Annotated in this window: 13 protein-coding genes; 7 read left to right on the top strand and 6 right to left on the bottom strand. The window is 38.2% G+C overall.

Features of this window, described 5'->3' with window-relative positions:
* Nucleotides 1-52: 52 nt before the first annotated feature.
* Nucleotides 53-2779, bottom strand: a complete 2727-nt coding sequence (locus RIV7116_RS21525; RefSeq protein WP_015120428.1) for a TIGR02921 family PEP-CTERM protein — start codon at nt 2777-2779, stop codon at nt 53-55.
* 648 nt (nt 2780-3427) lie between these two features.
* Between RIV7116_RS21525 and RIV7116_RS21520 the strand changes: the two genes are divergently transcribed.
* Nucleotides 3428-4186 (top strand): hypothetical protein, encoded by a 759-nt coding sequence (locus RIV7116_RS21520; RefSeq protein ID WP_015120427.1) that lies wholly within the window; start codon nt 3428-3430, stop codon nt 4184-4186.
* A 111-nt stretch (nt 4187-4297) separates the two neighbouring features.
* Nucleotides 4298-5455, top strand: coding sequence for a radical SAM protein (locus RIV7116_RS21515; protein ID WP_015120426.1), 1158 nt, complete (start codon nt 4298-4300; stop codon nt 5453-5455).
* 43 nt (nt 5456-5498) lie between these two features.
* Here RIV7116_RS21515 and RIV7116_RS21510 read toward each other — a convergent pair whose 3' ends face one another.
* On the bottom strand, nt 5499-6773 hold the full coding sequence (locus RIV7116_RS21510) for a tetratricopeptide repeat protein (protein ID WP_015120425.1): 1275 nt from the start codon (nt 6771-6773) through the stop codon (nt 5499-5501).
* A gap of 211 nt (nt 6774-6984) precedes the next feature.
* On the opposite strand from RIV7116_RS21510, the gene sfsA reads away from it, so the two are divergent.
* A complete protein-coding gene (gene sfsA, locus RIV7116_RS21505; RefSeq protein ID WP_015120424.1) occupies nt 6985-7803 on the top strand; it encodes a DNA/RNA nuclease SfsA in 819 nt (272 codons plus the stop codon).
* 50 nt (nt 7804-7853) lie between these two features.
* Here sfsA and RIV7116_RS34080 read toward each other — a convergent pair whose 3' ends face one another.
* On the bottom strand, nt 7854-9416 hold the full coding sequence (locus tag RIV7116_RS34080; RefSeq protein WP_015120423.1) for a GDSL-type esterase/lipase family protein: 1563 nt from the start codon (nt 9414-9416) through the stop codon (nt 7854-7856).
* A gap of 208 nt (nt 9417-9624) precedes the next feature.
* Nucleotides 9625-10512 carry a class I SAM-dependent methyltransferase gene (locus RIV7116_RS21495; protein ID WP_015120422.1) on the bottom strand — a complete coding sequence of 296 codons (888 nt, stop codon included), beginning with the start codon at nt 10510-10512 and terminating at the stop codon, nt 9625-9627.
* Between the two features lie 560 nt (nt 10513-11072).
* Between RIV7116_RS21495 and RIV7116_RS21490 the strand changes: the two genes are divergently transcribed.
* The 3 genes from RIV7116_RS21490 to leuD all read left to right on the top strand — a co-directional run bounded on the left by RIV7116_RS21490 (nt 11073) and on the right by leuD (nt 13892).
* The gene (locus RIV7116_RS21490) at nt 11073-11408 is read left to right on the top strand and encodes an HPF/RaiA family ribosome-associated protein (protein WP_015120421.1); all 336 of its coding nucleotides are present in this window, start codon (nt 11073-11075) and stop codon (nt 11406-11408) included.
* A gap of 245 nt (nt 11409-11653) precedes the next feature.
* A complete protein-coding gene (gene leuC / locus RIV7116_RS21485; RefSeq protein WP_015120420.1) occupies nt 11654-13060 on the top strand; it encodes a 3-isopropylmalate dehydratase large subunit in 1407 nt (468 codons plus the stop codon).
* Between the two features lie 232 nt (nt 13061-13292).
* Nucleotides 13293-13892: a 3-isopropylmalate dehydratase small subunit gene (leuD, locus tag RIV7116_RS21480; RefSeq protein WP_044292149.1), complete on the top strand. Its 600-nt coding sequence runs from the start codon at nt 13293-13295 to the stop codon at nt 13890-13892.
* Between the two features lie 475 nt (nt 13893-14367).
* On the opposite strand, the gene RIV7116_RS21475 is transcribed toward leuD, so the two are convergent.
* Together RIV7116_RS21475 and RIV7116_RS21470 are read right to left on the bottom strand one after the other, a co-directional pair.
* Nucleotides 14368-22887, bottom strand: a complete 8520-nt coding sequence (locus RIV7116_RS21475; RefSeq protein ID WP_015120418.1) for an RHS repeat-associated core domain-containing protein — start codon at nt 22885-22887, stop codon at nt 14368-14370.
* A gap of 1244 nt (nt 22888-24131) precedes the next feature.
* Nucleotides 24132-25478 carry a nucleoside recognition domain-containing protein gene (locus RIV7116_RS21470; RefSeq protein ID WP_015120417.1) on the bottom strand — a complete coding sequence of 449 codons (1347 nt, stop codon included), beginning with the start codon at nt 25476-25478 and terminating at the stop codon, nt 24132-24134.
* 360 nt (nt 25479-25838) lie between these two features.
* Here RIV7116_RS21470 and RIV7116_RS21465 point away from each other — a divergent pair, with 360 nt between their 5' ends.
* Nucleotides 25839-26318: a hypothetical protein gene (locus tag RIV7116_RS21465; protein WP_015120416.1), complete on the top strand. Its 480-nt coding sequence runs from the start codon at nt 25839-25841 to the stop codon at nt 26316-26318.
* Nucleotides 26319-26699: the final 381 nt, after the last annotated feature.

Here is a 26699-nt window from a genome sequence, read left to right as displayed (position 1 = left end):
AAGGAGAGGGGTGCCCGCAGGGCGGGGTGAGGTTTGTATTATGTTCAATCCCCTATTTCTTTTTCCGCTTCACAATCCAAAGCAACAATAACCCACTTCCAGCTAACACCAATCCATTAGAAGGTTCTGGTGAACTGGCTTTTAAAGGATTACTAGGTTTAGTTAAATCTTCTTTTCCACTTTCTAATTTTCTATCAAATCTATCTTTTGATGCTTCTGCTTCTTTTAATAAACGTCTTTGTTCGTCATTTACTAACACTAACATCGAAGAATAAGGCGAAACTAGTTTATACTTCTTAGCTACAGCATGAATTGCATCTAAGCCTTTTAAGTTATCTAATTTAACTTGTTTGCTCAATCCTCTTATTAATTGTCTAGCTGCAAGTTGTTGAAAATTATTTGATTTTTGGGTTGAATTATTCTCGGATTTTTCCAAGTACCAAGCGTAACCATCAACTACGTCAATTACTGAATCTCCCAGTTTATTTTTTGTGGCAATTCTTTGCAATACTTCGGAAACTGAAGTCGAAACTCCACCACCGCTATCTTGAATTGCTTTAATCATGCCGTCGGTATATGAAAAAGGTAGTTTACCGTTGTGTACCATCCATAAAGGCGCAGAAGTTTCAGGAATATCTTTGTTATTTTTGGACAATTCGTAACTTCCGGCATCTGTTAAGAGTAATATTGCGTCATAAGATGTGTCTCCTCGCAGTTGATTGAATTGCTTCAACATTTCGGGAGTTTGCAAGCTTCCGTAAAATGTGAATTTATCAGCTTTGAATTTATGGATGTCGTCTAAACGCTGCGGTTTTGTTCCGGAAGCGGCAATATACAAGTCTGCATCGTTATTTTTGTGATGTTTTTTTAGCCACGTTAAATTTTGCGATAATTCCTTGACGTGGGAATCCATGCTGCGGGAAGAATCAAGAATTAAAGCAATTTTTTTATTTTCAGGTAAGGAATAATCTTTCTTTGATAACGGTTTTGCTGTAATTTTGTAACCTTCAGTTAATTCAACTTCGTGAGATTTTGGTTGTGATTTTCCTACTTTGATATAGTCTTCTAACCAAGCATCTTTATCTATTTTTACCTGTTTACCGTTGCGAATGCGTTTGGTTTTATTCGTCCAATATATATTACGCTTTTCTCCTAAAGTTGGTAAAGCAACACCTTTATCATCAACCATGACTTGATAGGTTAACCACAGATTCATTTCTGTGGGAATTGGCGGTTGATTTTCTATTTGTCGTACATTATTACGAGGAATCGGAAATGCTCTTAAGCGATAATGTCTAGGTCCTACTTGTTCTAATAATGCTGGATCTACAGGACGTTCTCTCCTTACTTGAGAAGTATAAACCTTTTGTGCCGCACCTCTGGGAGAAACTGTGAATTCATAACGTTTATTTCTATCGTTGGTATCTCCTAACCATAAACCTGTAATTACTGCACTTTCTGGTAACGAAAAGTAATAAAATATTTCTTGAACTTCTGGCGTTTGGTTTTTATACAGTTCGTAGAGTTCAACTTCAGCGCGATCGCCTTTTTCTTTGACTGTAATTTCCTGGGATTCCAACCAAACTTTTTTCTCGTTGATATTTAGTAAACCGGCTTTAACTTCTTGTTGATTAAAAGTTGATTGTACGGCATGAGTAATTGCTGGTGCTTCAGCTTTTTGAATGGCTTTATCAAAAAAATCTTCGTAAAGTTTCTCTGCTTTCTCAATATCTTGTTCGGAACCATTATACAAAAAAGGTGATATTAAAAAGTTGTAAATTTCTTGTACCGAATCTGCTGCCGGTTTGTTTAATCCTAGAGAATCGCGATACATAGCGCTGATATTATTACTATCTTTTCTGCTACTCAGATAGCGATAGGAAGATAAATAAGCATTTACCAAACCCGATTTAATTTCATTGGATTTTGATAATAAAACTTGGCGGCTACTGTCTGTAGTTGCAGAATTATTCAATAAGGAAAATGCCCGTACCTGCGGCTGTTGCTGTAAGGAAACAAATAAAATTACAGAAGCAGTTAAAACCCCACTAATACCTGCTAAAGCCTTTTTGTTACCATGTTGTGCGGCAAATGCTCGGATATGTTTTTGTCCGGAATAAAGATACATCCCCGACATGACTGAAGGCATGATAGCGAATAAAGCACTACTTAAAGCAAAGAATAGGAAAAATAAAAGTACGTAAATTCCTCCATAGCTCACAGAAGATAAAAATCCATCTACCCACTCAAATTTGAAAAATTCTTTGGTAAAAGCGACTGTAAAGGGTAAAGCATAAAACAGTAATAAAGCTCCTGCATACACACCAAATAGCATCATTAAACTGTTTGCTAGCATCTGCATCCACTGCAAACCTGTTTTACTTCGGTTGTTATATCCCCACAATAAATTTACGAAAAAGGCTGCAATAGATAAACCCGCAGTAGCGATAATATGAACGCTCGCCGGTGTTGTTTCTCGGATTATAAATAACCGCAAGCAACATAATACAAATAACGGTGCTTCTACACCATAAAATAAACGGATAAGCTTTAATGGTTGTTTAATAAATTTTTTAGCACCAATAATGGTACAAGCTGTAGGAATTGCAATCAAAGTAACTACAGTTAAAGAAAATTCGAGTGGAGTTTCACCTGATAAAGTTGAAATAAATAAAAATGGTGCTAGAAAAGGTAATATCCAGAAATATACTATTGTCAAAAAAACTAAATTCCATAGCCAAAAGATAGCTTGAAAAATTACATTCCAAAAAGTTTTCACTCAAAATCCTCCAAACCAGACTTTATATAGCTGTTAATCGTATATCTACATAATCTACTTACAGAATTTCAGATTTACATTAGTAAATAATTCTATATATCATAAAGTTTGTTTGAAGTTTGCGTAATTAGTAGTCTGCCAAGGCAACTATGCGGGGTTAACCACGAGAAAAAATTATTTTCTACCCCCTCTTCCCCTCCTCCCCCTCCCTATCTTTACACGGCAAAGCTGGCTTGGTAGAGTACTAGCCTGATTACTTCTAATACCATTTCTTTATAAAGATGCGCCGAATTCAGCCCCTGAAGAGGGGCTTTGTTTGGTTAGCCCCACTCTTACAGAGTGAGGGCGTTTAGCGCAGCCTCATACAGAATTGGTATAACCCACTGTAATATAAATAAAAATTGAGACTCTTCCGAGGATGGCAGAGGAGAGATAGATTGTTATTTATTTTCATTTCTCAAAAGCTGCATAAAAATCTAACTCCAAACATATGTAGAAATAATTGAAAGTCATATTGAGCTTTGCAGTAATTTGCATTGCTTCAATATACTTGAAGTTATTATGTTTTTATTGTTACATTCTATAAAACTAGGTTAGTGTAATAATACTTAACTACAATCACAAAACCAGCGATTTTTTGAATTAATTATGCAGAGAAATAATAAAGGTAAGACCACAATTGTTACAGCTATCTTAATCGCAGGAGGATTTGCCAGCTTATATAATCAGGGGCTGGTTGGACAAGTGGCTCAATTCCTTAACGCTAACATCTCTCCAAAAGCTGTCGCACAAGAGTTGAAGCTGTCTGAAGGTACATTGTTAGCTAAGGGAAAACCTTTAACTCCAGAGATTCTAATTAAAGAGTATGAAGCTAGTTCAGTCTTGATGAAGGATAGACGAGTTTTCTTAGTTACTAATGGAGAAAAAACCGTTGCTCCAGATGGTATTTATGAGTTTCCTAAAAGAGGTAAATTAGTTGTTGAAGAAGGAATCTGGCGGGAAATAGATGGTTACTTTGGTACATCGAAAGAAGAGAAAGATAAGGATATTTGGATACAGTGTGGAGGTGGTCCTTGCGACCCTTGGGACCAAGGCTGGACATTAGTTTTAGACCCAGAAGCTAGTTATTTACCAATAGAAAAGCTGGCTAATAAATTAGGAATTGTTCAATTAATTATTGAAGAACGTAAAGTTTTTGCGTTTGATGTAGAGGAACAGCGAGTCAAAATTCCCGATGGTTTATATATTTTAGAAAATCAAAAGCTACCAATTAAAGGACAAGAAATAAATTGCGATCCGAAAGTTTGCGATCCTCCTCAAGGAAAATTTACTTTTAATGAGAAAAGTGATTTATCAATTCCTCAAAGGGTAGATGTAAAAGCAATTTTTGCTAGCGTTCAACGATAATATTGTTTGTTTTTTATTTCCCTCTCCTTATGAAGGAGAGGGGAAGGGGTGAGGTTTCGACTATGTTGAACCCAACTGAAAATTGATATATAACCTACAAATCGAGAAATTATGCACTTTATTATTAAACTAAGTAAACTCTGCAACTTACGCTGCAACTACTGTTACGAATATACAGAACTGGCAAATAAAGAAAAGATGTCATTGGAGAAATTAGAATTCTTTTTCCAAGGTTTAGCTGAATATATTCATTTACAGCCCAATCCAGATGAGTTTAAACCTCATTTTATATTACATGGAGGCGAACCGCTGTTACTACCTCCTGACTATTTGCGTACTTTTGTTCAATTGCAAAAAAAATATCTTGCTTCTCAAGGAATTGAATATTCAAACTCGGTACAAAGTAATTTAGTTAATTTACCGCAACGTACTATTGACTTAATCCAAGAACTAAATTTACATTTGGGTATCTCGTTTGATGTTTTTGGCAATCAAAGAGTAGATATCAAAGGAAAAGATAGTCAAGATAAAGTATTGCCAAATATTCAGAAACTAATTGATAATGAAATTCCTTTTGGTGCAATTACTGTTTTGCATCGTCAAAACTACAATCATGCTTTACAGACTTTTGATTTTTACAATCAATTAAATATAGATTATCGTATCTTACCTATTTTTAGCCTTAATTCAGAAAGCGATGAAAGAGTTAAAAATCTTGCTCTAACTCCCCAAGAAATTATTCAAGTATATCAACAAGTAGCTAAAAAACAGTTTGCGTCTCCCAGTAAAATCAAAATTTATCCTCTCTACGATTACTTTACCGCCGCATCCCGATATTTAACAAAGCAAAAAATTTATGAATATAATCCAGCCCAAAGAGAATGGGCATTGATTATTAACCTTAACGGAGATATTTACAATGATGGTGAAGCTTATCTTCCCGAAGGTTTAATGGGAAATATTTTTCAACAGTCGCTAACAGAAATATTTAACTCTCAAGAATATCAGCAAGTTTGTAAGATTAGAAAACAACGCGCTGCTACTTGTCGTAAATGCCCATTTGATTTAACTTGCAATCAGTTACCAATTGTAGAGGCTTGCCCCAGCGAAAGAATTTACAATCAAACAGGCGAATTAATCTGCTCTATTGCTAAACCCATGATTGAATTTATGATTAGGGAAATTGAAGCAGTAGATACCGCTCAAATACTGTTGAAATCCTACAGTAATGTATCAAATCCCATGACTGCCAAGGTTACATTAACTTAATAGGGAGCAAGGAGTAGGAAACAGATAAAATTTAAAATTAGTATTACCTACCCTTATCCCTTTCTAAATCATGAATAACCGTTTCGATATACCATTCCTCTGACATACCGGGATAATAATATCTGGCTTGTTCGATTAATCTTTGTGCAATTTCCCATTGTCCACCGACTAATCTTAACAAGCGATAGCGCAATCTTTCATAGTTATTTTTCTCATTCACTTCAGCAGACGGAGTACTAAGTTTTTTCAAACTTTGGGAAACTACTTTATAATTATCCCAATCTTCCTGTTCGCAATATATACTTGCAGCCTGTTGAAAATCATTAATTGCTTGGGGAATTTCTTCCATCCGCACATTACATAAACCGCGATTGTAAAAAGCACTCGCACTAGTAGGATTCATCTGTAGCGCTGTATTATAATCTTCAATTGCACCTAAATAATGACCTATAGCTTGATAAGCATTACCTCTAGCAACATAAATTAAATCATCTTCCGGCTCTATTTTTAGAGCTTGATTAAAATCAGCTATCGCACCTTGATTATCTCCCATCTGCAACCGGGCTTTACCGCGATTGCGATAAACTACAGCATCGTGAAAATTCAACTGTAGCGCTGTATTAAAATCTGCGATTGCTTGCTGATATTTACCTTCTTTGCAATACACAACCCCGCGACAGCAGTAAGCTTTCCCATCTTGAGCATCTGCTCTTAACACCCAATTCAAATCTTCCATCGCTTCGCGGGTACTTCCCTTCTCTGCCTTTTCTAATAAAGACGTAAAATAATCTTTCTCAGTTATTAACGGTGTATTTTGTAACTGCGGCTTCTCTAAAACAACCTCTTGTTTCCGGGGTTGTAGCTGCTTCACCTTCTCCAAACACCGCTTTGCGTTTTCAGTATCCTTCTGCTCCAAATATAAATTTGCAGCCTGCTTAAAATTAGCGATCGCATTTTCAATATTCCCCAATTTACGCTCTATCACACCTCGTAAATTGTAAGCACCAGGTTTACAAGAATTAATTTCAATAACTTTATTTACATCCTTTAAAGCACCGGGTAAATTCTTCAGCGCTAACCGAGCTAAAGCACGACAATAATATGCCTCTACATTATAAGAATCCCGTTTTAACACCCGATCATAATCAAAAACCGCTTGAGCTACATGTCCCAAATCGTAGTATGCTAAACCTCGTTGATAATAAGCTTCGACAAACTCAGAATTCCCTTGCAGTGCTTTGGTAAATTCTTCAATAGCGCCAGCATAGTCTTTCTGCTTCGCCTTTTCTAAACCCTTATCAAAAAACTCTTGTTCCATAACAGTTAAATTGACTCAATTCATAATTATAGATACATATCCTAACCGACGAATTATGAATTGGGCATGGGAATTGGGCATTGGGCATGGGGCATTGGGCATGGGGCATTGGGCATGGGGCATTGGGCATGGGCATTGGGCATTGAGTTTTAAATTCATAATTAGCAACTCCTAATTCCTAATTCCAAACTCCAAACTCCTAACTATTAACATGACTGACTTTATCTACCGCTACCCAACTTTATATCCAGGAACTTTAGTAAAACGCTACAAGCGATTCTTCGCAGATGTAGAACTTGATTCTGGAGAAATTGTAACAGCCCACTGCCCAAATACTGGCCCCATGAAAGGTGTATATATCCCCGGAAACTCAGTACAGCTATCAAAATCTGACAACCCCAAACGTAAATTAGCTTACACCTGGGAAATGATTCAATTACACGATAACGAACCAACTTGGGTAGGTGTAAATACAGGTTTACCGAATAAAATTATTAAAATAGCTCTGCAAAAATATATTTTTCCAGAATTAGGAAAATACGACGAAGTTAAAAGCGAAGTTGTTTACGGGCAAGATAGAAAAAGCCGAGTAGATTTTTGTTTGCTTCCTTCTCAGCAAGAAATTAATTTATCAAATCAAATTGCGTTAACAGATAATTTAGAAGATACAAATTCTGTGGCGACAAAGAATATAACCTTACCAAAAAATGATAATCGTCTGATATATTTAGAAGTCAAAAATACAACTTGGACTGATAAAAGATTAGCTTTATTTCCCGATACCGAAACGACAAGAGGACAAAAGCATCTACGGGAATTAATGGCACTTTTACCCTCTTGTCGTGGAGTCATGTTGTATTTTATTAATCGTAGCGACTGCACCCATTTTGCACCCGGTGATAATGCCGACCCATTATATGGTAGATTATTACGTCAAGCTGTATCTATGGGATTAGAAGTATTGCCCTGTCGTTTTGAAACCACACCCGAAGGAGTTAAGTATTTAGGGTTAGCAGAATTACAGCTTTAAACAGTGAACAGTTAACAGTTGGGGACTTTCCTAAGCACTAACAACTAAATTCACACAAAATCACTGCCAGAAAGACTACCTGCTTCCATTCCAGTTAATACAGCTAAAGCTTCATCTTGATAGATAATCGTGGTGTCGTTGTAGCCATTACCGGAACCATAAATAATGGTAATATCTTGAAAACTTAAATTATCTGATAGTTGAAGAGAATCTTCACCAACTGCAAAATCGGTGATAGTATCAATTCCTTCTCCTAATCCTAAAACAAAGGTGTCGCTACTACCGCCGCCGGTTAAGGTGTCATTGCCAGCACCACCTTGAATTACATTTGCACCAGCGCTACCTATAATTACATCATCGTAATTTGAACCAATGATATTTTCGATGTTGCTGATTGTATCTTGGGAGCTATCTTGAGGAATGTTTTGTTCGAGAATTGCATCATACCAAGTATCGGCAATCTTGCTATAACCTTCTACAGTGGGATGAACTCCATCCTGTAAGTCATCTGCCGTTAATCCACTATATACATCTACGAAACTGACATTTTTACCTTGAGCAGCTTTACTATCAATAATGCCTGGTAAATGTGAATTAAATGTTATAGCCTGCTGTTTTTGTGATTCGGTGCGGCTAATTGGGGGAATGGAAGCCACTAAAAGCTGAGTGTCTGGTAATTGATAGGTAATATTATCTATCAGATTGTTGAGACGACTGGGTGCTTGAGTGATATTATCATCGCGAAGTATGTCGTTAGTACCAATCATTAATAGCACCATATCCGGTTGAGCATCATTCAACCAACCATCTACAGCACTGTCAATTTCACCGATTTTCCATCCACTGAATCCAGCATTATCTCTATCAAAGCCTGAAGGACCTGTTTTATGAGGACCAACAAAGTCTATATTATAGTTACTGTTGTCAAACAACTTCCATAAATCATCGCGGTAAGCACCTAAATCCCAGCTTCCCCAACCTTCTGTATTGGAATCACCCAGAGGCATTATTTTAAACGGTTGCATAGAAGAATTTGTTGAATTATGGATTACTTTGCCTTTACCTAAATCTGCAACAATGCTAGAACTTGCTGCATCATAGGTAATAGTATCTATTCCGTTGCTGCCGTAAAAGGAATTATTACCCGTACCTCCATGAATTAAATTACTGCTATTGTTATTTATTGAAGACACGGGGATTAACTCAAGGTAGTTGATATTGAAAACACTTCCGAGCATATCCAGACGCATTTCATGACTACCTGCATCCAACGAGAAAGTTTTGGCAGACTCGACATTTTGCCAATTCCACCAGCCGCCAGTATTATCCACATTAAAATTTGTTTGCTGCCCTGCCAGAGTTGCTGTAAAGCTGTGATTGCCATCTCGTGCCGAAGCCATACGGGAAACTAAGCGATATTCTCCCGATGTCGGAACAGTAAAATTGTAAGTCAACCACTCACCCGAATCAATCCAACCCAGAGAATAACCACCATCGATATCCCTACTTGATTGAATATCAACATCCTCAAAGCGATATTCTCCACCATTGTTACCAATAGTGCTGTCGATAGCATCCTGATAATTTTCCGCTTCAATACGAATTGAACTCATGCTTTTCCTGCTTGTTGTGTCTCTTTCTCCGGTTTTACAGCAAAATCCCGAAACAAAGCTGATTTAAGCATGAAAAATTATCAGAATAGGATTGAATATAATTCTTTTGCAAAAATTAATTAATTGTTAGCAGTATATACAGTAATTGATTTTTAACCTATCTCGCAATGGATTCTTTGAATCCGGATATATAGGAAATCCTAAATAATCAGTTACGTCTGGCAATACACATAATAGATTGCGCTGCTTCTGGAGAATTGGGATTAATACCTGATAACCATTGGCTTAATCTTAATCTCCAAGATGACTTACCTATTTCACCATTAAGAACCTCAGCGCCACTTTCGTAGTTATGTAAATATAGGTTTATATCAAATCCTAACGGCTGTAAAACTTGGTGATACAGTTCTGAAGTTACACCATCTCCAGGAATCTGATTCTGAACTTCAGATTTCCATCTAGCAATTCTTTCTTCTGATGGTAAATAATGTTTACTCTTAATAGCTCGATAGATAGGATAACGGATATTGCGTATATATAAACCAAAGCTTTTGAGCTGCCAAGCACTAACTTGAGGATCTTCATCAGTAAATAGTAAACCACCGGGACGTAATATACGAGCAGCTTCTGCTAGAACTCTCTGCATGTCATCACAATGGTGAATTGTTGCATTTAGAACTACTATATCGGCAAATCCATCAATCAATGGTAGATGATGAGCATCAGCTAAAATTGGCGTATAGCCAAGATTACGAGCTAGCTTTAAAGCCCCTAAAGAAATATCAATACCGATTAACAACTTTGGAGAGCCACCTACAGTTGCATATACATTACCAGGTCCGCAGCCAATGTCTACCACTATTTTATCGTCCCAACTACCCATTGCTGCTTGCCAGCGTTGTTTAAAGGGTAAGCTGCGATGAGTCTTGTCTAAATATTTCTTATTCCATAAAGGATTGCTAAAAAAGTATTCGTTAGCTTGCATACCTTTAGAATAAATAGGAATTTGACATTTAGGAATGCTTCCTGTTTGCCAATCTATAGCTGCATTAGAAACTAAATAAGCTTCTAATTGCGAATAAATCGAGTTTCTCATTTTTGCAATTAAGTATTTATTTCTTATAAATTATTAATATCAACTGAGGCATTTCCAACTAATATTACAGATAATATCGTTTAATAAATGTATACGAAATAAACATTATGTACGAAGATAAAAAGAGTTATTAAATTTATTTTATAAAATTGTAAATATTCTATATGAAAGTAACACGTATTATACAAATTTAATTTGTAATTAATTATGTTTGAAAATAAAAGTATTTAGAATAATACAGAATAAATTCGCGATTAAATATCCTACGTAAGATAGAATACTATTCGCAAAATTTCATCTTTTAGAAAGAAGTCAAATAAGGAGCATTTGCATTAAAACTAATTAACCGTCTATGCGTTATTATTCTGCTTAGACGGGTTGCAAACTATAGGAATCCTAATTGATTTTTGAAATATACGTAGGGTGTGTTGTCGCGAAGCGCAACGCACCATGATGTAAGGGTTTCGGTGCGTTAGACTAGCGTCGTAACACACCCTACAAATACCTAGATTTTTTCAATATTCAAAACGGATTCCTATATATATACAAAGTAAAATTTTATGAACGTACAGCCAGAAATTACTTATCGCGGTGTAGAAAAAACAGGTGCTTTAGATGAACTAGTAAACTCTAAGATTACTAAATTAGAAAAATTTTGCGACCATATCAGCAGTTGTCGCGTAGCTATCGAAAAAGCACACGACCATCCCAGTAGCGGTTCTCCATATCGAGTGCGTTTAGATATTACAGTACCACCTTCTCACGAACTAGCTGTAGATCGCAGCCCGGATGATGGGATTCAGTACGAACCAGTAGATGCAGTAATTCGTCATGCTTTCGATGCTATGGAGCGTCAATTAAAAGAACTTAACGAAAGACAAAATAGCAATCATTGAGCAGTTAGCAGTGAGCAGTGAACAGTTAGCAGTTAAGAGTAGCGAGTCGCGGAAAAAGATTACCTGTGCTTTGTTGACTTGTTTGATAAAAATATTAAGTCTTGATTTCACATTGTTTGAGACTACGTCTTTGCACCGGCTCAAAACTCTTTACTCCTTACTTTCAAAATCTCTCTCCTCCCTACCGTGTGTTGCGATTTTTTGATAACATCAATAAACCCGACTCTTAATAAACGGATTGAGGTATGAGCAAAGGCACGTTATTTGATAAAGTTTGGGATTTACATACAGTTGGTACCCTTGCTTCCGGACAAACACAACTGTTTATTGGGCTGCATCTAATTCATGAAGTAACGAGTCCTCAAGCCTTTGCCATGCTTAGGGAACGGGGTTTAAAGGTATTATTTCCGGAACGTACTGTAGCTACAGTTGACCATATTGTACCTACTGATAATCAAGCGCGTCCTTTTGCCGATACTTTGGCAGAAGAGATGATGCAAGCGCTAGAAACAAATTGTCAAGAAAATGGCATAACTTTTTACAATATTGGTACGGGTAATCAAGGAATTGTTCACGTAATTGCCCCAGAGCAAGGGCTTACTCAACCGGGAATGACTATTGCTTGTGGTGATAGTCACACTTCAACTCACGGCGCTTTTGGTGCGATCGCCTTCGGTATTGGTACTTCTCAAGTGCGGGATGTATTGGCTTCGCAAACTTTGGCGTTATCTAAGTTAAAAGTTCGCAAAATTGAAGTTAACGGAAATTTAAAACCGGGCGTTTACGCCAAAGATGTAGTTTTACATATTATTCGTACTCTGGGCGTGAAAGGTGGAGTGGGATATGCCTACGAATTTGCGGGTACCACCTTTGAACAAATGAGCATGGAAGAACGCATGACTGCATGTAATATGTCCATCGAAGGCGGTGCGAGATGCGGTTACGTTAATCCCGATAAAGTTACTTACGAATACCTCAAAGGTAAAGACTTTGCCCCCAAAGGAGAAGATTGGGATAAAGCCGTTGCTTGGTGGAATTCCGTCCGTAGCGACGCGGATGCAACATACGATGACGTGGTTGTATTTGATGCCGCAGATATTCCACCTACCGTTACTTGGGGAATCACTCCCGGACAAGGTATAGGGGTAAATCAAGCTATACCAAAACCCGAAGAATTACCAACAGATGACCGCGTTATTGCCCAGGAAGCCTATAGCTACATGGATTTAGCTCCTGGTGCCCCCATCGCAGGTACAAAAATAGACGTTTGCTTTATTGGCAGTTGTACCAACGGTAGAATCAGTGACTTACGAGAAGCCGCGAAAATTGCCAAAGGACATCATGTAGCAGAAGGAATCAAAGCTTTTGTAGTTCCCGGTTCCGAAAGAGTCAAACAACAAGCCGAAGCCGAAGGTTTAGATAAAATCTTTGAAGCAGCCGGATTTGAATGGCGAGAACCCGGATGTTCCATGTGTCTGGCAATGAACCCCGACAAATTGCAGGGAAGACAAATCAGTGCTTCCTCCTCCAACCGCAACTTTAAAGGAAGACAAGGTTCCGCATCCGGACGTACTTTATTAATGAGTCCCGCAATGGTTGCAGCAGCAGCAATTAAAGGTACCGTTGCAGATGTACGTGAATTTGTTAGTTGATAGTTGTTAGTGGTTAGTTGGAAGGAGTTAGGAGTTAGGAGTTAGGAGTTAGGAGTTAGGAGTTAGGAGTTAGGAGTTAGGAATTGGAAGTTAGAAGTTAAAAACAGTTTTTTTCCTTGTCTGTCTCCTTGTCTCCTCTCTGCCAATGCCCAATGCCCAATGCCCAATGCCCAATGCCATGCCCAATTCCCAATTCCCAATTACCAATTACCAATTCCCAATCCCCAAAATTATTATGAGTGAAGTTAAAACAGTTTCCGGAAACGGTATTCCTTTAATAGGAAATGACATCGATACAGATAGAATTATTCCAGCGCGGTTTTTGCGTTGCGTTACCTTTGATGGTTTGGGAGAACATGCTTTTGAGGATGATAGAAAAGGGCTTGATGGAAAACACCCTTTTGACCAAACGCAGTATAAAAATGCAAGCATACTAATAGTTAACCGTAACTTCGGTTGTGGTTCTTCCAGAGAACATGCGCCTCAAGCACTTGCTAAATGGGGAATTAAGGCTTTAGTTGGAGAAAGTTTTGCCGAAATATTTTTTGGTAATTGCGTAGCGATGGGAGTTCCTTGCGTTACCGCTGATGCTGATACAGTTCAACAATTACAAAAGATGTTGACAGATAATCCTCAAGCAGAAATCGCGGTAGATTTACAAGCTATGACAGTACAGTGCGGTGATTTTTCAGCATCTGTAAATATGGGTGAAGGTGCGAAAAATATGTTTATTTCCGGTACTTGGGATGCTTGCGGGCAATTGGTAAGTAATGCCCAAAAGGTTAAGGAGACAGCGGCGGGGTTGCCTTATGTAAGTTGGAGTGTTGCTTAACAGGATTGAGATAGTTAAACACAATTAATTGCCTAATGTCATTGCGAGTGAAACGGAGTGGAACGAAGCAATCCCATTGTTGTGATTGCTTCACTTCGCTCGCAATGACATATCGTAAGCGATTTAGCGAACATGATATCAAGCGAAGCAACCGTAAGGGCTGGGATTACTACTTTCCTTTGGGAGACGCTGCGCGTTAGCGTAGCGAATAATGGCAGTAAATATTTTTGTTCGCCTAATTAAAAACTAGCCATCGGTAGATAAATTTGCTTGGCTGGGGTTTGCAATTTCGACATCTCCGAATTTTTTCCAGGACAAAGTTGATATTAACCGCTTGGGCTGGGGTGGAGAATATTAGGGTTGATTACTCCCCTTCCGCTCTTATATCACCTAAAAATCGTAGGCTGGGTTGAGAGACGAAACCCAGAGCAATGTTGGGTTTCACTTCGTTCAACCCAACCTACCCCTTAGAAAATTATTCTCTACCAAACGGACAAACAATAAATGCCGCTAGTGCTCCACCTGCAATACCACGGGCTAAAAGAGTAGCTAAAGCTCCAAAAGTAGTTACTGTGAAGGCTGTAATAAGGAAAGAGCTAGTGAATGCAAATATACGGTCGAAAGTAGAAAATTCTCTTTGCAATATAGCCTCACATGTGTTCAACCCATTTATAGCAACTGCTCCACCTACGGTTCCGGCAAGTATTCCAAATTGAATTGCACTTACTTCTCCACTTGGATCAATTGCATTGATTGGATTTCCTTCAGTGTAAATATATTTGTTTAGTGAAAGTGGACGTTGAGGAATTCCTTCAAATGGATCTCTAGAAGTAAACCTTCCAGTAGATGGATCGTAATACCTAGCCCTCAAGTAGTAGTTCTGAAGTTCTGGATCAAACTGCTCCCCAGTATATTTGTAACTGTTCCGAACAATCTCTGTTTGCTTACTTATACTTCCATAAGGATTATAAATGTAAGCATTCGCAATATTACCGGCATTATCTGTAATAATCCGCGTACTTCCTAAACCATCTGCATGATAAAACGATGTCTCCCCATTCCGTTGCTGGCTAATTAAATCAAGCCCATGTGTATAGATAACATCGGTATTACCCGCACTATATTCTTCAATCACCTGAGCAAATTCTTGCTGGGTTGTATCAATTAAGAAATTAGTTGTTTCCCCATCAACCGTAGTCGCAACGCGGATACCGTCGGTATTATATTGAAACTCAATGGTTTGCTCGCTACCGTTTTCATTCACAACCGCTTGACTGAGTTCACCTTTACTATTCCAGGTGTAAGTAAGTTGAGTTTCACCATTTGTGGCAGTGGTAATTAAATTACCTGCGTCATCGTAGCTATAGTTGGTAACAATTCCGTCGTTGGTTTCAGTCAGCAGTCGGTCATTATCATCATAGGTATAGGTGGTTGTACCGTTGGTTGTGCTGGTACGACTTTGGCGATTGCCTATATTATCGTAGACATAGTTTGTAGTTTCGTTGCCGTTTGTTGCGTCAGTAACGCTTTCTTGAGTTAAGCGATAGAGGTCATCATAGCTATACTCAACTCTACGTCCTGTATTTTCTTCAAGTACCAATCGGTTGCCAACATTATCCAAAGTGTACTCGTAGCTAGAGATAATGTTACCGTCGCTGTTGGTATTTTCAATTACGATAGGACGATTGAGCAGGTCATACTGACGAGTTTCAATTATTCCATTAGCAAACTCGGTTTGAATCAAGTTGCCAACTAAGTCATAGCTGTAGGTGGTGAGGTTGTTTTGACGGTCTGTAACTGTTTCTAGGAAACCTAGTTCGTCGTAAGTATAATTAACAGTACCAGTCGGAGTAGTTAAGGTGGTGATATTGCTATCAAGGTCATAAGTATAAGCAATAGCGACTCCATCAGGTTCGGTACGTCTTAATAGTTGATCCAGGTCATCATACTCGTACTGGGTAGTACCGCGAGCGTCGGTAATAGTACTAATTTCACCTGTTGCTGTATAGGTGTAAATTTCATCAGGAGCATCGGGTAGACGTACCGCACTCAGCAAGTTGTTCGGGTCGTATTCGTAGGTAATTGTTTCACCGTTGAAGTTGGTTAAACTTGTTAAATTATCAACTACATCGTAAGTAAGAGTTTCAGTTTGTCCCAGGGGTAATTCCGTTTCAGTCAGACGATTGAGCGCATCGTATTCAAACTCAGTGGTACGTCCAAGCGCATCAGTTTGAGTAATCTGGTTTCCGCTTGCGTCATAACCATACTGGGTTTTGTTCCCTAACGCATCAACAACCGAAATTAAGCGAGCTACTCCATCATATTCAAACTCGGTTTCGTTGCCGTTTTGGTCAATTTCTTTAACCACTCTATCCAAGGCATCATAAGCCGTTTGACTGACCGTACCATCGGTAAAGCGAATCTCAGTTTGTAAGCCGCGATTGTTGTAAACAAATTCGGTACGACGACCATTAGCATCAACTATGGCAGTGCGATCGCCAGCAGCATTGTACTCAATCTGAGTAATATTTCCTTTCGCATCTGTTACTTTTACCAGTTGACCTTCTGCGTTGTAGTCGAAGCTGGTAGTATTGCCTAACGGTGTGGCGAAACTGTTTATATTTCCGGTATCGTCATAGGTAAATCTGACGATTGCCCCAATTGCATCTTCAACTTCTGTGAGGCGACCCAAGCTATCATAACGATAGTTCGTTTCATTGTTGTTAGCATCTGTAACTGTTTCCAGATTGCCGCTTGCATCGTAGCTATACCGGGTAATGTTACCAACTGCATCTTCCCGTTCTACTAAATTACCGCGACTGTCATAACGATTGGTAGTAATGTTACCTTTGGCATCGGTGGTAGTTAATACCTGATTCAGGTCGTTGTAGGTAAATGTATTAGTGTTGCCAAGCGCATCTGTTTCAGTCAACAGATTTCCACGGTCATCATAAGTAAAGGTAGTAGTATTGCCGCGTGGGTCAGTAACGCTTGCTAAATTGTTCTCCGAATCATAAGTGTTCAGCGTTATTCCACCTTCTGCATCGACTTCTTTAACCACATTACCGCGTTCGTCAAAGACAAAAGTCGTGTCATTCCCAAGTGGATCTGTAACAGTTTGAGATGAATCGGCGGTATCAAAATTTAAGTCTAAAGCATTACCATCAGCGTCAATAATCCGAGCAAGCTGACCCTGTTCGTTATATTCGTTACGAATCCCACTTCTTCCCAATGGGTCTTTTACCTCTGTCAAATAATGAGGAAGTTGTGGCTGTTCGTAAACCAGTTCAGTTGTATTATCAGTCCGGTCAGTTACAGAAACTAAATCGCCGTTGGTATCGTAATCATACTCAATTGACTCACCAGCTGTGTCAACTATTTCAGTAATTCGACCTTCTGCATCGCGACGGAATTCTACTGATTCTCCGGTGGAACTTACAATACCTGAGTCGCTGTAGGTAAGAGTATTGCCGTTACGGTCGGTAATATCAATCAAACCATCAAACTGGTCGTATTTATAAGCCGTGCCATCTTTGGTTGTGAGACGGTATTCGGACGGATTGTAGGAGAAACCGAAGAGGAAAAGTCCCGCAGTACCATCAGAACGAATGCTTAAAGGAATATTATCAACTTCAAGCTTGTCAAAGACTCCTGGTTCGGCTACAAATCTGGGAGACCAAATTGGTCCAAGTAAGCTAACTCCGGTGATTTCTGGTTGGAAAGTAAATGTAACTCGTCGTCCTTCCGGATTAGTCAGCGTAACGGTGCTTCCTACTTGAAATGGTGTTGAGGTGAAAAGACTTAAACCATTTTGGTCGGTGACGGGTACTGATTCTTGAATGCGAGCATCTTGTACTCCGAGATTCCAGCCATAACCAAAATCGCCGATTTGGTTCGATTGCAAGCTATCGTAAACTCGTTTTACCTCAATTGGTAGTCCTGCAACTGGAATTGAGAGGTCAACAAATTCCTGAGTGAAGCGTCCCGGTTTGATTTCACCATTAATTGAAACCCCGAGACCTTGAATGTTGATATTACCACTAAAGTCTTGGGTAACAACTCGTAAATGGTAACTGTCATTGGCAAGGAATCTGGGGTCAACTTGTCCAATTACCCCGTTTTCAATATTGCCGTTACCTTCAGCCAATACCCGGTAATCGGGGTCATCAGCAGCAGGGTTATTCAGGTCAATCAAATTAACTGGAGCAATTTCCAGTCGATAGTATTCTAAATTATCGTCGTTGATAGTACCAATGATATCGGTAGGAGCATCAATTATGGTGCCGTTTTCTTGGAATTGGGTGAGGTCAATTTCGGTAATTGGTGCGGTAGTGTCGGTGGGGTCAATTACGCGAACTGAAATAGCTTCTGTATCGGTATTCCCGGCTAAATCGGTAGCTGTAGCCAGTAGCTCAAATACTCCTATATTATTCAGCGTTACAGAAGCAGTATTTATTATTCCATTAGCAACAGTATCAGGGTTAAGAGTTAAGGAATTACCGTTAAAGGAAAGGTCTAAATCTGCCAAGCCAACATTATCAAACCCTTGAATTTGTAGGTTTAAACTTTCTCCCAGTTCAAAAACAGTACCATTAAATGCGATTTCGACTTGGGGAGCTTCTGTATCTTCAGATAAGTCATTGAGTACCTTAAGCTTGTAAACCTGAGTATCAACTCCACCTTTTGCATCGCTGACTTCAATTTCAAGTTCAAACTCGCCAATTTCTGTAGGATTCCAAGTTATTTTACCGGAATCATCTATTTCCAATCCATCGGGGAAGTTGATTAAGCTATAGTTAAGGGCATCTCCATCAGCATCTGTTGCTTCTACTTGATATTCGTAGGTTTCTCCTAAAGCAATACTTAGTTCGGGAATTGAGGTGATAACAGGTGCTTGGTTATTTGAACTTTCAACAATGTTTAAGATGTAATTTTGAGTCGCTTCACCACCCTTACCATCGCTAACAAGAACTTCAACTGTTTCCTTGTTCTCAGTTTCTAATACCAGCCGCTGAATTCCAGTATTATTGCTAAAAGCAAAAAGATATTCGGCTGCTTCGTTGGTATTGTTCGGATTAGCGCTCAGAAGAGAAAGTCCGATGGAGAAGAAATTTCCACTAGCGGCATTAATAGCTGCGATTGCTTCTTCATTAAGTTCAAATTCAAGGATTTCGCTGGGATTACCTCCTGTTGCCACATCAAAATTACCATAGCTTGTACCAGTTCCTAAATCCTCGAAAATTTCTGGGGATACGATATCGCTTGTATAAAGCTGATTGGTATCAGTGGCAACTTCAAATAACCCTAAAGTTTCAATCGGGTCTCCACTGGTACGATTCTTTTGTAACTGCAACTTAGCAGAAGTAACCGGACTACTTAAAGAACTCAGGTCGAAGCTTACAGCACTGCGGAATACAGGTCCCAATGGTCGGTTTAAAAATATATTAAACCCCTCACCTATGGCATAGTTAGCGATTGTATTTGTAAAAGTAAAACCTTGATCATCAACAGTGAAAGCTGCTTGGTTGTCTATACCAGGTCTAACTTGATTATCAGAGGTATCAAAATTGAGTGTGGTAGCCGTTATTGTTGGTGTATAGGAAATTTGACCTGTTTGAGGATTGATAACCATCCCCTGTGGGGCTTCATTAAGGTTATAAGTTAATGTATCTCCATCAGGGTCATTGGCTCGTACAAGATATTCATAGGGTTGACCCACAACTGCTTCTATAATTGGTGTTGAAGTGATAATTGGGTCTTGATTGATTGCAATTTCTATGTTACCAAAATCAATATTTTCAACAATTTCTCCTGCACCTACTTCAATCGTAAACCCTTCAGTATTGCTTGGAAATGTTTGCTCAAATCCATCTGGAACTATTTCACGAACAATATAAGTACCAGGTACAAGGTTGGTAAATTCATATTGCCCAGTTTCATCAATATCCGTGGTACTTGGGTCATCTGCTGCGGTTATCTGTACTGCTTCCCCGTTATCAAGTATCCCGTTATTATTGCTATCTAAATAAACGCTAACTCCAGCTAATCCTGGTTCTAGAACACTTTTACTACCTGCTCCAACGCCACCAAATGCATCTAATATTCCATCGATAGAAGTAAATTTAATACCATCAGTATCGATAGTTTGAATAACGCGCAAAGAAGCATCATCCCCTACTCCAAAGGCTGATAAATTAAATCCTTGCGCTTCTAAACGCTCTACTTCATCAGAAATTGAACCACCTCGATTCTGTTCGCCGTCGGTTAAGAAGATTACATTACCATTTCCTGATTGCGTTCCGATCGCGGTAAAAGTCTCTTCTACTTTTTGTAGAGCAGCTTCTGGATTAGTTCCAGTTCTATTACCTACACCAAATGCTCCAGAGCGAATAGAGCGTAATATCTCTTCTACATCCGTTGTACCATCGTTATTACTATCGGCTCCCGGTGTAGTCGTTAACTGCAAACCATCTGCAACCAAATTCATGTCCGCATTAGCGGTAAGACCACTGTATACAACAATGCCAACTTGTGCGTTATCCCCCAGTCCTTGGTTATTTAATTGTTCGTTAAGAGCAATAAATGCAGCAATTTCTGCGTCTAATCTAGTATTTTCTAAACCATCATTATTGAAGTCACCAATGGGAGAACCTACAAAATCAAAATCAGCACTACCGGATACGTCTAAAACGTAGACAACATCAGGATTAGCTCCTTGTACCAGTTCACTATCTCTAACCCCATTCCCATTTAAATCATTCCATTTAATACCTTTGATGGTTCCGAGATTAGCTAGAGCAGGAACATCTACAGTAAAAGCTTGAGTATCCGTACCACCCCTACCGTCACTGACTTCAATATTAAAGTCATAAGAGGGACGCAAAGCACCATCGGGTTTAAAGGTAAGCAAACCATTCTCGTCAATCTCAACCCCTTGAAGTCCGTTGAGCAAACTATAGGTCAGTGTATCGTTATCGGGGTCAACTGCTTCAATTTGGTAAGTATAAGTATCTTGGTTTTCAGTATCAAAAATTAATTCTGGGTTGCTAATAATCTCTGGTGCGCCGTTAATTCCTTCTCTGATGAAGAACTTTTGTGTTCTTGCTTGATTTCCAGCTTCATCCACACTCACAACTGTAAATGGTGCTTGTCCGGCGCTTGGCATAGGAACATCTGTAAAGCTAAAATTCCCATCACTATCAGCAGTAACCATTTGTTGGGTTTCTACCAACACCATTTCTAGTCCCGGTTCGGTTTGTCCAACCAAAGTAACAATACGTTCGGTTGTGGTTCTATCTCCTAATTCACCTGTATCGCTTTCGGGAGCTAAATCGAAGTCTATTGGTGGTGGAGTTCTGTCGAGGGTAAAGTTTACCGTTATTACATCAGATTCCCCACCTGAATCATTCCCAGCCTTTAATTCCAGAATATAGTCCCCATCTGGCAAGGAACTATTACTTAAAACATCATATTGCTCTAAAGAGATAGTAAAACTTCCATCTTCATTTAGAGCATCGCTGATATCAACAAAACCATTTCCGTTCAGATTGCCTTGAAGAGAAGTAGCATCTTCTATTTGTCCGCTAATGGTGGGATCGAGTGTTATTCCGTCGCTGTCGCTAGCTCCTGTATCGTTGGCTAAAGAAGCATTAACGGTAGGTAAATTTACAGGTACATCTGAAATTGAGACAACATTAGCACCATTATTAAAAGTAATAAAACCCTTAGCGTTAATAGTGCCGTACAAAGTAGAATTATTATTGAAAGTAAAATCGCCTACACTTTCAAAAGAGCCACGGGTATCGGATGCAGCGTTAAACGTAATCCTACCTTGAGAAACGACTTTAACATTATCATTAGAGTCGGTAGAAGCTGTCGAACCATTGAAGTTTATACTGCCGTTATTGCTGAGCGTCGCAAGTAAAGTTGAACCTGCATACTTTGCTTGACTGTTCATATTGATAGAGCCAGAAGCAAATACAGATAAATCTTTTGCTTGTACTCCAGCTAAATTGATATTACCGTTTTCAGCAATCAATACAACATTATCAAAATTGTAGTTGTTGCCATTAAAGTTGATATCTCCATTTTCTACGGTAATAACGTAATTGCTGATATTAATATTGTCGGGAATATTTAATCCCCCACCCGTAACTCTTACAACTGTTGGATTATCTTCGGTACCAGGTGATGGAAACGCCTGCGTCCAATCTTGAGAATTATTTAGAGGGTTTTGTCGAGAATTAATGCTTACGGTTGATGTGCCAGCAGGGATTATCCTATCTAATGTTTGCTGTTTTAAATCTGAATAAGCAGGAATATCAATTACTTGTTCGTCTACTATTTGTGGAGGTACTAAATTAGAGTACTGATTATTAGGAGCGTTGATAGTTGTGTAACCCGATGCAACGGAAACGGCATTATCTACTAAAATTAACTTACCTGAATTATCTCGTAGAGGATTACCATTTTCATCTCGTTTTACCGGTAGGGTAATATCTCCATTAATCGTAAATCCGCGAGCAGCATAAATTAAAGCATCGTCACTAATATCAAGGGGATTTCCATCTAAGTCACCACCATTATTTATCCTAATTTCTTTCTCTGTTCTGATTGCATACAATTGCGGATTTGATGCAGAAAACCCAGATGCAGAGGTAACATCATTCTCTGTGATTGACGAATTTGATTCTAATGTACCGACTAAAAGATTATTTGTGTTATTTCCTGTAAGAGAATCAAAATTGTTTTGAGTAAAATTAGTAGCTAATTGAGGAAAATAATTCTGAGTATTTGGATTATCATCTTCTGTTAAAAGATACTCTAATTCTAATTCTGTTAAGGCATAATTATACGCTGTACTACTACTCTGTAAAGATGCAGTGTCAATTTCTAAACCATAAACACCTTCGCTACTTTCACCGTCTAAATAATTTATTATTTCTTCGTTTTGATCGAATGTACTGTTACTACTAAATATTTCCTTATTTGCCATTATTTTTATCCTTTTTTGACTTTTTGATTTCTGTAATGCTTTTACAGTCGAAGCGATAGAGAATTCTAGGCTGTGATTTCTCTATGTATTATTTTGAGATAATTAGAGATGCATTTAGTTTTTAGTCAGTCTTAAACGTATAGATAATATGACCTATTGTCTATTGATTAATAACTTCAGGATTCAGCAATCAAACAATAATATGGCCAGGAATTACCTGACTTCGTTGGTGAGAATGTAGATACGTAGTTAATTCCTAATTCCTGATGACGACTTAGATAGTTAGATTTATTTTTTTGTTGAAACTGGTTTAAATTATTCAGGACTTACGCAATTGTCACAAGACTCGGATGGTGCCGTACCTTGATTGCCTTATTATTACGTTGAAAATTAATCTAAATGTCACAGCACCCTACAGTAAAATATGCCATCTGCATAAGTCCAATTATTAATAATTAGCACCCAATTCATTTTCAATCAAGACATTATATTTATCAAATTTTAGAGCTATTCATAAAGTACATATAATGCTTGAATACTGTTTGAGAAAACTTATTTATATCAGCAAGAGATAAATATGAGAGTATTTGTTTAACTATAAACCTGTTTTTCAATCTGAAGGTTTATTATTGAAACAACCTTTTTGCATTATCACTACTAAATACATAAATTATATGAAACCAATAATTCCGGACAAAATAAAGTATGACTATATACAATAAAAATCACTTTTTTGAAGAATATCAAAACTTTACTGAAAATCTGGAAAAATAAAGATAATATAAATGCCTATAGATGCACAATTTATTAGGAATCTATTTTTGATGAGATAATAATTTAAGATATTTATGATAAGCCGTTTTCTTTAAGTATTGAATTTCTGATTAAGTAGGTAGGCATAATTAAATATAAGATAAAACCTCACCACGCCACTTGCTATAAGTCGGGGAACCCGCCCAACGCAGTGGCTTCTCAATCCCTCTCCTTACTAAGGAGAGGGAAGCCGGAGGCAGGGTGAGGTTTTATATTTAATTTGATCCACCTACTTAGCAATCTTAAAATAAAAATTATATTTATTGTTAGATAACTGTATTAATGTCACTTGATTTCTCAGCATATTTGGTATATCCCTATGCCTTTAAACTGAGGAATGTCAATACAAATATTTAAATGGACATGATATTACTTAATAATCTCATGCCCAATTACCAATTACCAATTACCAATTACCTATTACCAATTACCTAACCCTGATAAAAGATAGAAGATAGAAAACAAGCAGCAATTAACCCAGTTGCATCAGCTAATAAAGCGGCAACCAAAGCATGACGAATGCGAGTAATTCCTACGGCACCAAAATAAACTGCAAGTACATAAAAAGTCGTTTCAGTACTTCCCATCATGGTGGAAGCTACAAAAGCACTGTAAGAATCTGGGGCTTTCTCCACAACTTCGCTCATGATTCCGAATGCACCTCCACCAGAGAGGGGACGTATTAAAGCCATCGGGAGTACTTCTGCCGGAAGTTTAATTAAGCTAGTAATAGGATTTAAAGCCTTAGCAATCACTTCCATTGCTCCCGATGCCCGAAACATGCCAATTGCTACTAAAATTGCTACTAAAAAAGGAATTACGCTAATAGCAATATTAAATCCCTGTTTGGCTCCTTCGGTGACTGCTTCATAAACTTTTACTCCCCTTCCCACTCCATAAGTTACAATTAGTAGGATAAGAGCGGGCATTAGCCAATGGGAAAGGAAATCTTGGTTGAAAAATCCTCCAAGACTACCAGCCTTGATGACTCCATAAACCCAACTTCCAAGAAATCCCAGAATAAACAACCAAGCAATAATTTGAGAAGTTTTTCCTACAGGATAAAGAAGATGAGAATAATCTGGCTCTTCAAATCCTTCTGCTTCTGTTTCTGTATTTTCAGCTTCTGCAATCGAATCTGATTCTAATGGTGCAACTTCCGATTTTTTACTTCTTCTACCCAACCACAAAGCAACTGAAACACCAACAAATGTAGAGCATAAAGTTGCAATTAAAGTAGGTATCCAAATCGCCGCCGGATTTTCGCTATTAGCCGCAGCCCTGACACCAATTACATTTAAAGGTAGTAAAGTTACGCTAGAAGTGTTAATTGCTAGAAACAAACACATAGCATTTGTGGCAGTACCTTTCAAGGGATTGATTTTATTCAGCTCAACCATTGCTTTAATTCCGAAGGGAGTCGCAGCGTTTCCCAAACCCAACATATTTGCAGAAATATTAAGAATTATTGCTCCCATTGCTGGATGAGTTGCTGGTACATCGGGAAACAGTTTTACCATCAAAGGTTTAAGAACTTTTGCAATAGTATACATTAAACCACCAGCTTCCAAAACGCGCACTAAACCCAGCCACAGAGCCATAACTCCAATTAAACCAATAGATAAATTAACAGCTGTTTTAGCCAACTCAAAACTAGCTTCTGTAACAGCTTCCATATTATTGGTATAAGCTGCAAAAATAACTGCAACTACAATAAAACCAACAAAAACAATATTAATTGCGCTTGGTTTTTGTGATGGTGAGTTTGATTGAGCCATAATATTTTTCGAGATATCCCAAAAATAAAAGAACTAATAACCGCAAAAGCATATCGTTACAATTGCAGCAAATGCAAATGTTGGATGATACCAATTACGAGCAGATTGTTCCAAAACGGGAAATAACAAGCCTGCTTATTATTTTCTCCCGGCGCTATTTCTGGGTTATTTCGAGTTGGTAGCTAGTATTCCATGAAGATGATGGGAGAGGGCAATGTGTACCTAGCACCAGAGATATAACTGCGTACCGCTGCAAGGCAGTATATCAAAAAAATAATTAACGCAGCATAAATTATCGGAGTCATACGTATACAAGAATAGAACAAACATAAAATCCACGAAATCAATAAACTCTAAGAGATGAAATCACTAAATTTGAACTCCAAGATTATTTTGGGAAGTTTTATTGCTCTGAGTATTCTTCCTCTGATTAACAAGCCATCAACTGCTGCAATTAACTGTAGAGGAGTTGAATCATTTGGGAATCGTTTTCAGTCACAGATTTTGTCAGAAATGAATAAGGGGGTAGCAGGTAAAAGTTACAAAATAAATAGACGCAAAAGACTAATAATTCGTCGGGTAGAAACAGTTTCCTTTGATGGATGTCGTATCAAAGCTAAAACTAAGGTTACTTTGAAACGCAAAATACGCCGCGATGCACATGGAAATGTAAAAATTCGCGCAGATATTACTTCTTTCAACTTAGCTAGTAAACGACTATGCTATAGAAATGCCAAAGTAACTGATGTTAATTTGAGTAGAACTCTGCGTATTGGCGAAAGGGTTTACAAATGGGTTGCAAATAAAGCATTGCCTAATGGAAAATGCATCAATCTTTAGGGTAATCTCAGTTAGAAATCCAATGTCGTGCTTAGATATGCTTCAGTTGGAGACTGCTAACTCAGAACACTATAAATTCAGAGAAATGAATGGTGCTAATGAAGGTTAAAATTTTAGTATTTTTAAATATTAGCGATACCTATTTGTTGGATGATTGACATGCACAGAAGATTTAGGTGGGAAAGTCAACCAATCTTCGTATCTAACCCAATCAATTAGTCTTTCTGCATATCCCCCATCTGCCCAAATCAAATGTAATTTGGGAAGTACCATTATTTATCTAGTACAAGCTTTGCTTCTTGGACAGTTTTTGGCGCGATCGCAGCGAGAGCATCGTTCAAAGGAACATTAAAGGCAACGATCGCACCAATTGTACCCAAA

The organism is Rivularia sp. PCC 7116 (assembly GCF_000316665.1).
Classification (GTDB): Bacteria; Cyanobacteriota; Cyanobacteriia; order Cyanobacteriales; family Nostocaceae; genus Rivularia.
Note: the sequence above shows the minus strand (reverse complement) of the source record. Positions and strands in the feature narration are given on the sequence as shown.

What these genes read in the sequence shown, in the direction of transcription:
- RIV7116_RS21515 (WP_015120426.1), top strand. Translation starts at nt 4,298, where the DNA reads ATGCACTTTATTATTAAACTAAGTAAACTCTGCAACTTACGCTGCAAC.
- RIV7116_RS21495 (WP_015120422.1), bottom strand. Translation starts at nt 10,512, where the DNA reads ATGAGAAACTCGATTTATTCGCAATTAGAAGCTTATTTAGTTTCTAAT.
- RIV7116_RS21470 (WP_015120417.1), bottom strand. Translation starts at nt 25,478, where the DNA reads ATGGCTCAATCAAACTCACCATCACAAAAACCAAGCGCAATTAATATT.
- leuC (WP_015120420.1), top strand. Translation starts at nt 11,654, where the DNA reads ATGAGCAAAGGCACGTTATTTGATAAAGTTTGGGATTTACATACAGTT.
- sfsA (WP_015120424.1), top strand. Translation starts at nt 6,985, where the DNA reads ATGACTGACTTTATCTACCGCTACCCAACTTTATATCCAGGAACTTTA.
- RIV7116_RS21490 (WP_015120421.1), top strand. Translation starts at nt 11,073, where the DNA reads ATGAACGTACAGCCAGAAATTACTTATCGCGGTGTAGAAAAAACAGGT.
- RIV7116_RS21510 (WP_015120425.1), bottom strand. Translation starts at nt 6,773, where the DNA reads ATGGAACAAGAGTTTTTTGATAAGGGTTTAGAAAAGGCGAAGCAGAAA.
- RIV7116_RS21465 (WP_015120416.1), top strand. Translation starts at nt 25,839, where the DNA reads ATGAAATCACTAAATTTGAACTCCAAGATTATTTTGGGAAGTTTTATT.
- RIV7116_RS34080 (WP_015120423.1), bottom strand. Translation starts at nt 9,416, where the DNA reads ATGAGTTCAATTCGTATTGAAGCGGAAAATTATCAGGATGCTATCGAC.
- RIV7116_RS21520 (WP_015120427.1), top strand. Translation starts at nt 3,428, where the DNA reads ATGCAGAGAAATAATAAAGGTAAGACCACAATTGTTACAGCTATCTTA.
- RIV7116_RS21475 (WP_015120418.1), bottom strand. Translation starts at nt 22,887, where the DNA reads ATGGCAAATAAGGAAATATTTAGTAGTAACAGTACATTCGATCAAAAC.